This is a genomic window from Paenibacillus sp. FSL R7-0189 (assembly GCF_037969925.1).
GTDB classification, from domain to species: Bacteria; Bacillota; Bacilli; order Paenibacillales; family Paenibacillaceae; genus Paenibacillus_AQ; species Paenibacillus_AQ odorifer.
This window is the reverse complement of the sequence record NZ_CP150223.1, coordinates 3,142,235-3,155,877: the sequence shown is the minus strand read 5'-3', so window position 1 is coordinate 3,155,877 and position 13,643 is coordinate 3,142,235. Positions and strand designations below refer to the sequence as shown.

Sequence of the window (13,643 nt, the reverse complement as noted above, 5' to 3'; positions counted from 1 at the left end):
GATTTGCATACTATTTTGGTGTACCACTGGGCTCAAAAGATTACGTCCCACCCGTACCTACAGGATTTTCGGAATTCGTACTTGTGTTAGCTGTGCCGTTATTCTCCGGATTGGTATCCGTTGGTACAGGCGTTGGTGTTGCTCCAGCCTCTCCGCTATGAGTGGGCTTCTCCGTAGGTTCCTCATCACCTATAACAGGTTCAGAACTTGGCTCAGGAGTAGTAGTTACCCCCCCCGTATCTGGATGAGGTGTAGGAACTGGCGCTGCAGGTGATAACAGCTGCACGGTCACAGTAAGAGGCACCCCTGAATTGGCTAGTGCGATAAACTGGGGCAGCGATACCCGCAAAGAAACCTCGTGAGTTCCAGCCGAAAGACCGCTAACATCAGCCACAACCCCTATATCTTTCTTATCAAGTTGATCTAGTAAAGCAGGCGCACCCTTTAAGGTAAGCGCTATTTCCTTGCTTGAAGGATTAACAATACTTCCTTCCAGATCATCCCCCACACCCTGAAGCTTGACAGGTACCGCCTCAATCGTCCGCTCAGCAATTTCTGAGATGGTTAATGAAACATTCACAGCTTCGGGCATGACTTTCTCCGTTCCAGCCGGAGGCTTCAAATCGACCTTTACTTGTTTCGTTCCAGCAGAATCTATTGCACTAAGGTTAACAGTGGCTTCATAGGCTGATAAAGCTGCCAAAGCCTCTGCTTGTCCATACACTACGACTGCTTCCTGCTCAGGTGTCAATTTGGATAATACGAGAGAATCCGGAAGTTGTCCAGTAAAGCCAATCTCCAGCGGCAAACTCTTAAACGGTAAGGTAATCGGCAATTCCACGGATACAGTAGAAGGCTCAATTACAGCATTTTTAATTTCATTTCCATCCTTATCATAAGCGTGTAGCTTCAATTTTTTCTCTTTAAATGTCTCATTCTCACCGTTAAGCTCAATGGTTCCTTGTATCTTAGCTACCTTGCTCAGTTCATTATCAGCAAGTGTGACTTCGACAGTATCTGTAGGCTGCAGGACCGGGGTGCCTATTTGGTAGCCCTCTGCAGGTTTCCCCTTCGTAACCAAGGATATGGGAAAAGACTTTGTATTCCGTGATTCTACATGTACGGTAACCTCTTTAGGATTCATTCTTACCAGGGATACACCTTTTGGCAGTTTATAATAAAGTGGCAACGTGGTATCTCCAGGTTCGACCTTAGTCAGATCAAGCATTACTTTATAGTCATCCGAGAACTGAAAGGAGATATCGGAATTTTTACCCGCTACCTCCAGACTCACACTGTCGACAGCCAAAGGTTCAAGGACATATTTATCCTCGTCAAGGCCGGTCACTTCAATCTTCACATTCTCAATAGTTTTTGTTTTAATATCCACTGTTGTCTGTCCAGAAGGCGCAGTATCGACATGAACCATCGTAAACAAAATGATCCCGAACACAAGGGCCAGAATCTTATTGAAATTGTTATTGTTCATCCACTTATCCATGATTCTTGTCCCCCTTCCGTTTCCAGAAAGTTGAACCCTTCTCCTTCAGCGATGAACTTACACTAAGCTCTTGATGGAGCTTCGATATCATGGATTCTTCCTTAATGTCTCTCACGATCTGGCCATTAATTGCAAGGGAAATCTGCCCTGTCTCCTCTGAGACAATGACAGACACCGAGTCCGCAACCTCACTTATTCCTATAGCAGCGCGATGACGGGTTCCCAGTTCTTTGCTGATAAAAGGATTCTCGGACAAAGGCAAGTAACAAGCAGCCGCAGCAATCTGATTTCCCTGCATAATAAGGGCTCCGTCATGCAGAGGTGTATTGGGAATGAAGATGTTAATGAGTAATTCGGAGCTGACCAGGGAACGCATGGGTATACCTGACTCTGTATATTCGTTTAGCCCCGTCTCCCGCTCAAAAACGATTAACGCCCCTATTTTTCTGCGAGATAAATAATTCACGGCTTTAATCACTTCGCCGATTAACTTACTGATCTCTTCGTCACTTTCTCCAGCCCGTCCGAAAAATCTGCCCCGTCCAAGCTGCTCCAGTCCCCTTCGTAGTTCCGGCTGGAAAATGATAAAGACAGCTAAGACCCCGAATGTAAACATTTGATTCATTAGCCATTTAAGTGTATACAAGTCCAAGATTGTGCTTACCGCCCAAATCAAGACCAGAACCAGTATCCCTTTTAAAAGCTGAATCGCCCGCGTCCCGCGTACCATATTAAGCACTTTATAAATAATGTAACTGACGATTAGGATATCAATTATATCTTTAATGGAATCTTTCCATGTTAGCTCAGTAAAATAACTCATTGCCTAAAACCCCCGTCATTTCAAATTAGCTGGGTTTATGTAAAATGTCTGTTAGCTCTGTAACATATCTAGGTTATAACGTTCAGGCTTCAGTTGCAAGTTTAGTCCCTCAATCCTTTCCGAAACCACCCAATTTAAGGAAACAAAAAAGCGCCATCTTTCCGGAAAAAGAGGCGCTAATTAATATTCCTGCTCAAGGTAACCACTGCCCGCATTAACGGTAGGCAACTTCAGAGAACATGTTCGTCACTTTATACCAGAACCAGCTTACTGCCTGGTCTATGCTTTTGACTTGCCCAGAAATATGAGCTGTTGAAGCCTGATATAGAGATCCGTCAATGACTGTCACGTTGCCGTTCACTTCTCCATATACCTGTGCTTTACCGTTCTCTATGGTAAGGTCTCCGGTAATTATTTTGCCGGAAGGTACAATTACAGTATCCCCTTTGATGACCACTTGATCCAAATCAACACCTCTAACTACAAGCTGTCTGTCTGGACTCCAAAAAGTTACGGTGCTCATCAGCATAACGACAAGGAATAGAGATGCCGCTGTAAGTGCAGGGTGTCTCTTGATCCAGGTAATAAAGGCTTTTTCTTTCTTAGTCTTTGGCAATGAACTCATTATCCGGCTCACAAGATCATCTGAAGCTACAGGATTCTGATGCATTAGGGAGAACATCAACATATCTGTCTGTTCTAATTCTTTAAACTTTGCACGGCAATCTGGACAGGATAGAAGATGCTCCTTCAATTCCCTCTGCTGCTGTTCGGGCAAGTCGTCATCCAAGTAGTCATGCATCATAGAGACGGCCAGTTTGCATTCCATAGGAGCCAATCCTTTCATGAGTGCTATTTAATTATCCTAAGACAAAGGGTCAGGACACATAAGACTTGCTTAACTTACATACGTCGCTCTCGAAAAGATGTTTCATAAAAAAAAATCTATTTTTACATTTTTGGGCCTAATTTTTTACGCAAAAATTCACGGCCTCGATGTACACGCGTCTTAATCGTGGTCACGGGCATATCCAGGACATCACTAATCTCCTGAAGTGACAGATCCTGCAGGTACCTCAGAATCATCACCGACCTGTATTTCACAGGCAGACTGTCAATCGCCTCATAGATTAGCCCCTGCGTCTCAGAGAGCAATAGTTCGGTCTCAGGTGTCACATTATCGCTCGGAATCAACGAGTAGCCATCAAGGCCCTCCTGATCGTTCATTTCAGCATCCAGCGAATAGGTTGGTTTTCGTTTACGCAATCTATCTATACAGAGGTTCGTTCCAATCCGGTAAATCCATGTGGAGAACTTCTGTTTATCATCATAACGATCCAAATTCCTATACACACGCAAAAAGGTCTCCTGAACAATATCCTCCGCCTCATGGCGATTGTTCAACATCCTGTAAGCTAAATGATATATTTTGTCTTTATATAGTTCCACAAGCTCGGCAAATGCCCTTTGGTCGCCCTTCAAGGCGAGCTTTGTCAATCTGCCTTCCAAATTCTCCACCTGTTAACTCCCCCAGACTTGCCGCCCTTGGTATTTCTTCGCAAATATCCACGGTACAAGCAATTAAATCGTAATTCAAGTTTGTGTAAAAATCAAGGATTGTATTGTAACCTTCTATGTAAACTGAGTTAAAAACTGGACAACTTGGTATAGGCGATTAAGTGCAGCTCCGAGAAATATTTGGACTTCCGGTCGCTGTTATCCTCACATTTCCTGATTATAAACCACATATAGTGGTCGAAATCTGAGGATAAAGGCGAACGCTGGTGCTCCTACAGTTCCAAATATTCTCTACGCTGCTCCATCACCAAAGTAATAAGTGCCACGTTATTTACCTCCGATTACATCTCGGTTACTTGGGTAGGGTAATAAAAAAATATCGGGTTTGACTCTCCAATATTTAGGAACAAGTAAAGTTCACAGCAGCAATATACAGTTTATGATCACAACAACTTGTATTAGGCAAAAAAAGTCCGCCCCAAATAGGGCGGACTTTTTGTTGTTAAGACTATATCAGCCGGTATTCCGAAGACCGGCGGCAATGCCGTTGATGGTAAGCAATACTTCGCGAAGCAGTTCGCTATCATCTCCATCGATTTCACGGAGCGCTCTAAGCTCGGATAGCAATTGAACCTGCAGGTAGCTAAGCGGATCAACGTATGGATTACGGAGTCTGATCGACTCTTGAATCACAGGAACGTTATCCAGAATATCCTGCTGGCCTGTAATCTTCAGGATCAGCTCAGAGGTCAGATTAAATTCATCTTCAATCTGGCCGAAGATCCGTTGACGTGCTTCCTCGTTCTTGCCCATGCTGGCGTATTCCTTAGCAATAATCAAGTCCGCTTTTGAAATAGCCATTTGCAGCGTATCTATCAGTGTAGTAAAGAATGAGAAGTTCTCATACATATGTTGCATTATCTTCAGATTCTCTTCCTTACCCTCATAGAAACTCTGCAGTCCGGTTCCAGCAGCGTACCAGGCTGGGAGCAAATAACGGCTTTGTGTCCATGCAAATACCCAAGGAATTGCACGCAGATCTTCAAAACGGTCGCTGTTCTTCCGCTTGGAAGGACGGGAACCGATATTAAGCTCTCCAACCTCAGGCAGAGGTGTTGATTCTTTGAAATAAGTCAGGAAATCTGGATCACGGAAGATCAAATCCTGATATTTGTTCAGCGAGACTTCAGAAATCCGGGCAACAATCTCTTCCCATTTCTCTTCATAAAGATCCGCTTGTGGCACTCTCGCACTAATTGCTGCAGTTACAAGCGCAGATGTCGCTTGCTCCAGACTGCGGTAAGCAATCCCCTGCATCGAGTAACGGGAGGAGATTACTTCTCCCTGCTCGGTAATCTTAATCCCGCCGCCAATTGTCGAAGCTGGCTGAGCAAGAATACTGCGGTTAAGCGGCATACCCCCGCGGCCGAGCGCTCCACCACGCCCATGGAAGAACTTCAGCTTGATTCCGAACTGATCGGCTGTCGCTGTAATTTCTTTTAGGGCAACACGCAGTTCCCAGTTAGCAGTAACCACGCCGCCATCTTTATTACTATCTGAATATCCAAGCATGATTTCCTGCAAATCATTCATTGCTCTTACCGCATCACGGTAGATCGGCATACTGAGCAGTGTGTGCATAATTTGCGGTGCTTCATGCAAATCATCAATCGTTTCAAAAAGTGGCACAGCTTGCAGGGTACATACAACTGTACCGTCGTTATCCTTGCGGAATAGTCCTACCTCTTTGGCGAAGACCATAACCTCCAGAATGTCGCTTGCAGCTTCCGCCATACTGATCAGATAACTGGTGATACATTGTTTGCCGTACTCTTCCTGCGATGCGAAGATCGTCCGGTAAACCGCCAGACACTCCTCTGTACTTTCAGTGTAAGTCTGGTAAGAAGAGGTCAACGGACGTGGATCATTCAGCAATTTCTCCAGCAGATCAATCTTCTCGATCTCCGTCAACTTAGAGTAATCCGGCGAAATGTTCATCTTCGCCAAAATTTCTGTCATGGCATTCTCATGTTCTTGGCTGTGTTGACGCACGTCAAGAGTTGCCGTATGGAATCCGAACAACTCCACTTGGCGGATTAGCTTTTTAATATAGGTATCGGCCACATAGTCGGCATAGTGATGTCGTAGACTGCGGTCAATGACATTCAAATCATCTATGAACTCCTCAGGTGTAGCATAACGCTCAGGAGTATCTTTTTTCTCATCATCCAAAACATTTTGTGTCTTAGAGATCATGTAGCTAAGTTTAATTCGGTAAGGTTCGTTGTCATTGCGCCATTCTTCCATCTTGCCTAGGTTAATGATCTCACGATCAGCTTCGATGGATTCTACTAGCTCAGGCGTCACTTTAACAATACTTGTGCTAAAGCTTAGATATTTCATGAGTTCACGCATAATCCGCTGATATTCACGAATGGCCAGCTTACGCTGCATGCGTAAAGTCTGCGCAGTGACTGTTGAGGTTACCGATGGGTTACCATCACGGTCTCCACCAATCCATGATCCAAAACGCAAGTAGGTTGGCACATGCCAATTCTGTCCTGGATAGTATTTGCTCAGACAGCGTTCAAGCTCTTGATACACATCCGGCAATACATGGAAAATAGTCTCATGGAAATAGTACATTCCATTGCGCACTTCATCGAGTACTGTTGGCTTGCGGTCACGTAGCTCATCCGTTTGCCAAAGCGTAATCACTTCATTCAATAGCTTCTCGCGAAGCTGTTCACGTTCACGGAAAGTTAGAGTAGGGTTATCAAGACCCATAACATCATCGGATATCCGTTTATGAATATCGAGAATCGCACGGCGCATGGCTTCCGTTGGATGTGCCGTCATTACAAGTTCCAGAGACAATCCTTCAATAATCTCGTTGACTTCCTCATGAGAGAAATCACGTTCACGAAGCTCTTGAATAGCGCTTTCTATAGAACCGGGTTGAACTGTCTTCCCAGCTGAACGTTCATAGTCACGTTTACGGCGAATCCGGTGGTTCTGTTCGGCAATATTCACCAATTGAAAATAAATGGCGAACGCTCTTATTACCTGATGACGGTTCTCCGGATCCAAAGAATTGATTAACTCCTTAAATTCACTATGCAGTTCAGGTAAAAATAGTGAGCGTAGCGATTTACTGGTTTCGCGGATCTTCTCCACGATCTCTAGCAGTTCGTTACCGCCTTGGTGAACCAAGACCTCTCCTAAAATGTTCCCCAAGAACCGTACGTCCCGTCGCAGCAGATTGTTAGAGTTGCTTTTGCTGACGGTAGTCGTAAGTTCGGTCATGCTGCTCCCCCCATTCTTTTCCGGATCAATGTGTTAAGTTTGTCTGTCTAAATATCGTCTATTAAAGCTTCCTCATATCATACAATAAAACCGTTTGAAAATCTGCAACTTTTTTGTGCTGTAAAGCGACACAGTACCTAAGATTATACACCAATTTCTGAATTTATACAGTCCTTATATTTTATGTATTCTTTCATATATATAATGGCTCTATCGTATATTCTCTATGTATGCTTATATTCGGATTGTGCGGAGCTGGTCAATGAACAGTCCAATTAAAGGAGAATAATGACGATCACGGTTATACGAATAATAAATATGTCTTTCAAAATTATAATCCGGAATGGCTCGCATTAGCAATCTTCCTCTGGCTACCTCGTCCTCCACAGCAAGTCGTGAAATAAATGAGACATGCTGTCCACTCATAAGCGATTGCTTAATCGCCTCCAGTGAATCGAGCAAAATATGCGGTTTTGATTCTTTTCCCTCTCGTTCAAACCATTTATCCGTCAAATGGCGTGTGCTTGATTCCTTGTCATGCAAAATAAAGCTCGCTGAAGCGATCATCGCCGAGTTTAAATTAGAAAATCCGGCAAAATCATGTGTAGGTGCAAAAACAAGGACAAGCTCATCTTCACATAAGGCTTGAGTATGCAGATCAGGCAGATAAAAAGATTCCGTAGACAAGATACCAAGATCAATCTCATGACTGGCAAGCATTTCTTTGATCACCGGTGAAGGTTTAACCGATAAAGAAATGGTAATCCCCGGATGTTGTTCGCCAAACAGCCCCAATATTTTTGGAAGAATATATGTAGCTGGAACATAACTGGCACCAATTTTCAGCGTCCCCCGGCCTGCCTGACTGAACTCTTTTACCACCCGCTCCGCCTCCGCAGCAAGCGCATTGATTTTGATTGCATAATGAAGAAAAGCTTTACCACTCTCCGTAAGAATCATTTTATCCATTCTGGATTCAAATAACTTCTCCCCCAATTGCTGCTCTAAATTCTTCAAATGATACGTAACGGTGGGCTGCTTTAGTCCAAGTTTATCTGCTACCGTGGTAATTTTTTTATGTTTATTCAGCAGTTCTACAATTTCCAGCTTCATTAGATTAAGGTTCATTCTCTTCCACTCCCTCGCCTTTTCCTAAACGGTAACATAGAAGAATTCTATGAATGTTAAAATAAATCGGCAAAAAAGTTAATATCACAGTTACATTCAGCAAATATAGCGGGAATTCTTTACCTTTACACTAAGAACAAGCTTAAGAACAGGCAGGTAGATAGAATGAAGGAAATTACAATCCACAGATTGGAAAAGAAATTCGGAGATGTGCATGCCTTAAAGGCTGCAGATCTGAAGATTCCCGCTGGAAGCTTTACGACATTACTCGGTCCTTCAGGTTGTGGAAAGACGACACTACTCCGTCTGATTGCTGGGCTGGAAACACCGGATGCAGGAGAAATTCTGATCGATGATGAGTTTATTTTTTCAGGCAGCAAAAGAATTAGCCACCCTATTCATCGCCGTAACTTTGGCATGGTTTTTCAAGATTTCGCCCTCTGGCCGCATCTGACTGTGTTCGAGAATGTAGCCTTCGGACTTCGAGCTTCCAAACAAAAAAAGAATTTACGGGTTCGGGTACAGGAGGCACTTCGATCGGTCAAGCTGGAGGGGTTAGAGCTGCGTTTTCCACATCAGCTGTCCGGTGGACAACAGCAGCGGGTTGCTTTTGCCAGAGCCGTAGTCATGCGCCCTCAGCTTGTATTATTCGATGAGCCATTAAGTGCGCTGGATGCGGTCTTGCGAGATGAAATGAGGCTGGAGTTAATCTCCTTGGTGAAAAACATGGGCATTACAGCCCTGTATGTGACGCATGATCAAACCGAGGCGATGTCTATGTCAGATGAAGTAGTTGTAATGCAAGGTGGCACTATTTTACAAAGTGGATCTCCTGAGGACATTTATCGTAAACCGAGTCATCCCTTTGTGGCACACTTTATTGGAAAATCCAACTGGATCGTTCCGGATAAACAGATGCTGCGTCCAGAACATTTACGCTGGTCTCAGGAGGATGCTTCCTTTCTTCCTTTTACAGGGACTATTCAGCATGTGAGTTATATGGGGGATCGCTATGAGATCATTCTGAACATGGAGCACAATGGGACTTGGACCGCTTATCATGATCGGCGCCTACCTGTAGGGGAAAAGATTCAGCTGTACGCTTCAGAGCACCAAATTCATCATCTGAATTAAGCGTCCACTGCATGGAATGGCTCTATATGATGCTGTTCCATGCAGCAAGATGCACACAACAATATTAGGGAGGCAATTACATTGAATCAAATGAAAAAGACAAAAGGGTTAAGTTCACTTCTTCTAACAACTGCACTTGGTATTACTCTAGTGGGCTGCGGCTCCTCGAACACCCCTGCGGCTAACGCAAGCGACAACCAAACCGATACTGCGGCGGCGACGCAAACTGAAGCCCCACAACCAACAGAAAAGACACTAAGCGGCAATCTTGTCGTTTACAGTGCAGGCCCTGAAGGTTTAGCCAATAAAATCAAAGACGGCTTTGAAGCCAAAACTGGCGTTAAAGTTGAAATGTTCCAAGGCACTACAGGAAAAATACTTGCCCGCATGGAAGCAGAAAAATCCAATCCGGTCGTTGATGTTGTTGTCCTCGCCTCTCTTCCGTCCATGCAAGGAATGAAAAACGACGGATTATTACTTCCATATAAAGAAGCGATTAATGCAGACAAGCTGGTTAGCGATTGGTCAGATACAGATGAAGGTAACTATTTCAGTTACAGTGCATCCGCACTCGGTATCGTCTACAATACCAAAAAAGTAAGCTCACCGCCGACCTCCTGGGATGACCTCAGCAAAGCGGAATGGAAGGGTGCAGTCAATATCCCCGATCCTTCACTTTCCGGCTCGGCTCTTGATTTCATGACTGGGTATTTAAGTGCTAAGGGGGACAGTGGCTGGGATCTTTTTAAACAATATAAAAGCAATGAAGTAGCTATGTCAGGCGCCAATCAAGAGGCACTTGATCCGGTGATTACCGGTGCTAAATCCGTCGTTGCTGCTGGCGTAGATTACATGGCTTATAAAGCAAAAGCTGACGGAGAACCTGTGGATATCGTCTACCCTGCTGAAGGAACTGTAATCAGCCCTCGTCCGGCTGCGATCATTAAGACAAGCCCGAATGTAGATAACGCTAAGGCTTTTATCGACTACCTTCTCTCCGATGAAGCGCAAGCCCTTGTTGCCAAAGCCTATTTGCTGCCAGGCAGAACTGACGTGAAGGCAGAAAATCGTGCCAATCTTGAAGAAATCAAAACATTTGATGTGAATTGGGAATGGATGAATGAGCACGGCGATGAAGTTTCCTCGACCTTCACACAAATTTTTAAATAAGCGTAATGAATACTAACTCTTTGCGCTCATTTAAATGGGTGAGCGGTGGACTGGCTTTATTTATACTAACCGTGCTCGTGCTGCTGCCACTCCTGCTCATTTTCTGGACCAGTATTTATCCAGAGGGGCATCTCGACATAGCCGCACCACTACGAACCATTATGGGGAGCAATGACCTAGTAGAGGTGCTGCTGAATTCTATCGGGCTTGGGGTAAGCGTTATTCTGCTAACTACTTTGTTTGCGCTGCCTCTAGCCTGGATTATGGCAAAAACCGACTTAGGGCGCCACAACTGGCTGGATGTCGTGCTGTTAATTCCATTTATGACGCCGCCTTACATTGGTTCTATGGGCTGGATGTTGTTTATGCAGACGGGTGGGTATATGGAGCAATTTCTGCCCTCCTCCTCCGTGCTTACACCGTATTTCTTTAGCTATGGGGGTATGGTGCTGATCATGAGCCTTCACCTGTTCCCCTTCCTGTATCTGCTGCTGCGCAATGCGCTTTTGCAGATCGGGGGCAATCTGGAGGAAGCAGCCTCTGTTCACGGCGCCCCCTTCTTTTACAGATTTAAAAGAGTGATTATTCCTTTACTGCTCTCTAGCTATGGGCTTGGAGCACTGCTCATCTTCGTTAAAACAATTGCTGAATTCGGTACCCCTGCGACCTTTGGCCGTAGGATCGGCTTTTACGTTCTGACCTCTGAGATCCATAAATATATCTCCAGTTGGCCGATTGATTTCGGTAAGGCTACTTCACTAGCCTCCTTGCTGCTCGGAGTTTGCCTTGTCATGTGGTACATCCAAACTGTAATTAGCAGCCGCTACTCTTACCGTCTGATCGGTGGAAAAGGAACTCGTACTAACCGTTATAAGAGTACAGGAATCGTAGGGTTTCTTAGCTGGGGTTATGTTCTTCTATTGCTTCTGGCATCCATCGGCATTCCTTATTTCTCTATCATAACAGCCTCATTATTGAAGCTTCGGGGAGAAGGTGTATCCTGGAGCAATCTAACCTTAAAACATTATGAAGAGCTGTTATCCCCGGGTTCGCAAGGACTTGAGGCCTTATTAAATAGCTTTACATTAGCTATCGTTGCTTCCAGTATCGCTGTTATTCTCGGGACTTGGTTTGCCTTAACGGTAGGAAAAGGGGCTACATTCAAGCAGAAAATTACAGATTTATTCAGCTTGCTTCCAAATACAGTCCCGGGAATTGTAATTGTAGTAGGGCTAATTCTGCTGTGGAATGCCCGCTGGATGCCTATCCCGCTCTATAATACCTACTGGATGGTTGTACTGACTTATGTCGTACTTTTCCTTCCTTATACTGTTCAGTATGTAAAAGCAAGTTATGGGCAGATCGATTCCTCTCTGATGCAAGCGGGACAAGTATTCGGAGGAAGTAAGCTGTATGTGTTCCGCCGTATCCTGCTTCCCCTCATCCTTCCGGGGATGGTAGCTGGCTGGATGATGACCTTCACCATTTCCAACCGGGAACTGGTAGCCTCATTACTCATTCTGCCACCTTCAATGCAGACCTCGGCAACCTATATTTTTGCCCAGTTTGAACAAGGTGCGGTAGCCATGGGGATGGCCATGGCTGTAATCTCTGTAGGCATCACTACCCTATTACTATTAGTCTTAGAATATTTAAGCCCAGATAGAAAGCGGAGACAACAATGAGCACACTAACGATTTGGGGAGGGGCCGGAGAGCATGGCCGTTCCTCCTATCTTTTGCAGGACAAGGATTCACGAAATGGCATCTTGCTCGATTGTGGTGTAAAAAAAGAAGGCCCCGGTGAATACCCCCTACTTGATACGGATATTATTCCACATTTGCAGGCAGTATTTCTGTCTCATGCTCATGAGGATCATTCCATAGCGCTGCCCTTACTTTATAAACACGGATACAGAGGTAAGGTATGGACTACTAGATCTACCTCATTACAGCTTCCTGATTATTTCGAGGCCTGGGATAAATATGTGGCGGCTCAGTCCGCATCATTACCTTATCGAGAAATAGATAAGCAATCTATCCAGTTCATGTATTTAGAGGAGCATGTCTGCCCTCAAACTTGGCTGACGCTTGCGCCTAACCTTCGAGTTCAATGGGGACGTAGCGGGCATCTAGCAGGTTCGGTTTGGCTGGCCCTAGAATGGGAGGGCAAGACTGTATTTTTCTCGGGGGATTATTCGGAGGAATCGCAGCTGCTCACGGCAGACACACCAGCAATTATGGAAGCCGAAGCTAAAAATGTGGCTGATCTGTCCATTATCGATGCCGCATATGGGGCAGATCCTGATGAGCAGCTTGTAAAATTACAGCAATTAGAGATAGCCATCCATAACACCTTGCAAAAAGGGGGCTCAGTCCTCCTTCCCGTGCCTATCCATGGCAGAAGCCAGGAATTGATCGTATGGGCAAATGAATGTTTTCCAGATCATCAATTGATCGTTGAAGAAGCACTCGTCGCTCCTTTACGAGCTTTAAGCGACAAGGTGGAATGGCTGAAAGAGGACGCAATTCAGCGCGTAAATGCGCTTTTTAACAGAAAAAACTTGTGTGTTGTATCTAATTCGGACGAACGCGCGAAGGCAATGTTGAATCTTAAGGGAGCTATCGTATTCACTAATGACGGGATGATGCAGTCAGCAAAAGCACAAGAATACTTTCACCAGCTCTCTGTTTCTCCTGACAACCATGTGATTTTTACGGGACATTTAGCGGCAGGAAGCTTTGGACATCGTCTCGTTAAGCAAGCTATGATCGAAGAATCTAGCAGCGTACGCTGTACAGTCTCACTTATCCGCTATAAAGTCCATCAAGGCTTGCCGGACATTCGCAAAATGCTCCAAACGATTCCCAGCCACCGGACAGTGCTCGTCCATGCTCCCAAACCACATATCGACCAAGTAGCTTCTATATTAAAAGGAGAAGGTTTCACAGGACTATATTCTTTACAACCCGGCAGCACGCTTTCGTTCTGAATCTTATTTATGTAACATCATGAGAAAAACAATGGGGCTCTTCCTTAGGTCTTTTTCAGACTTTTTGGAAC

The 13,643-nt window shown here is 44.8% G+C and carries 10 protein-coding genes; 4 read left to right on the top strand and 6 right to left on the bottom strand.

The annotated features are described in order from the left end of the window. Positions 1–40 precede the first annotated feature (40 nt). The 6 genes from MKY63_RS13755 to MKY63_RS13730 all read right to left on the bottom strand — a co-directional run bounded on the left by MKY63_RS13755 (position 41) and on the right by MKY63_RS13730 (position 8,276). Positions 41–1,501: a CdaR family protein gene (locus tag MKY63_RS13755; RefSeq protein ID WP_051491181.1), complete on the bottom strand. Its 1,461-nt coding sequence runs from the start codon at positions 1,499–1,501 to the stop codon at positions 41–43. Continuing rightward, positions 1,494–2,324 (bottom strand): diadenylate cyclase CdaA, encoded by an 831-nt coding sequence (gene cdaA / locus MKY63_RS13750; protein ID WP_036681290.1) that lies wholly within the window; start codon positions 2,322–2,324, stop codon positions 1,494–1,496. Before cdaA ends, MKY63_RS13755 begins: the two co-directional genes overlap by 8 nt. A gap of 214 nt (positions 2,325–2,538) precedes the next feature. After that, positions 2,539–3,153 (bottom strand): zf-HC2 domain-containing protein, encoded by a 615-nt coding sequence (locus tag MKY63_RS13745; RefSeq protein WP_036681404.1) that lies wholly within the window; start codon positions 3,151–3,153, stop codon positions 2,539–2,541. Positions 3,154–3,275: 122 nt separating this feature from the next. Beyond that, a complete protein-coding gene (gene sigW / locus MKY63_RS13740; protein WP_036681288.1) occupies positions 3,276–3,842 on the bottom strand; it encodes an RNA polymerase sigma factor SigW in 567 nt (188 codons plus the stop codon). Between the two features lie 513 nt (positions 3,843–4,355). After that, complete coding sequence (gene ppc / locus MKY63_RS13735) at positions 4,356–7,148, bottom strand: phosphoenolpyruvate carboxylase (RefSeq protein ID WP_339813193.1); 2,793 nt, start codon at positions 7,146–7,148, stop codon at positions 4,356–4,358. A gap of 234 nt (positions 7,149–7,382) precedes the next feature. Next, positions 7,383–8,276 (bottom strand): LysR substrate-binding domain-containing protein, encoded by an 894-nt coding sequence (locus MKY63_RS13730; protein ID WP_036681285.1) that lies wholly within the window; start codon positions 8,274–8,276, stop codon positions 7,383–7,385. A 165-nt stretch (positions 8,277–8,441) separates the two neighbouring features. Between MKY63_RS13730 and MKY63_RS13725 the strand changes: the two genes are divergently transcribed. From MKY63_RS13725 to MKY63_RS13710, 4 genes are all read left to right on the top strand, one after another. After that, positions 8,442–9,410 (top strand): ABC transporter ATP-binding protein, encoded by a 969-nt coding sequence (locus MKY63_RS13725; protein ID WP_076099886.1) that lies wholly within the window; start codon positions 8,442–8,444, stop codon positions 9,408–9,410. Between the two features lie 90 nt (positions 9,411–9,500). Further along, complete coding sequence (locus MKY63_RS13720) at positions 9,501–10,580, top strand: ABC transporter substrate-binding protein (protein ID WP_339813522.1); 1,080 nt, start codon at positions 9,501–9,503, stop codon at positions 10,578–10,580. 5 nt (positions 10,581–10,585) lie between these two features. Continuing rightward, positions 10,586–12,265, top strand: coding sequence for an iron ABC transporter permease (locus MKY63_RS13715; protein ID WP_339813191.1), 1,680 nt, complete (start codon positions 10,586–10,588; stop codon positions 12,263–12,265). Next, positions 12,262–13,572 (top strand): MBL fold metallo-hydrolase, encoded by a 1,311-nt coding sequence (locus MKY63_RS13710; protein ID WP_339813189.1) that lies wholly within the window; start codon positions 12,262–12,264, stop codon positions 13,570–13,572. Before MKY63_RS13715 ends, MKY63_RS13710 begins: the two co-directional genes overlap by 4 nt. Positions 13,573–13,643: the final 71 nt, after the last annotated feature.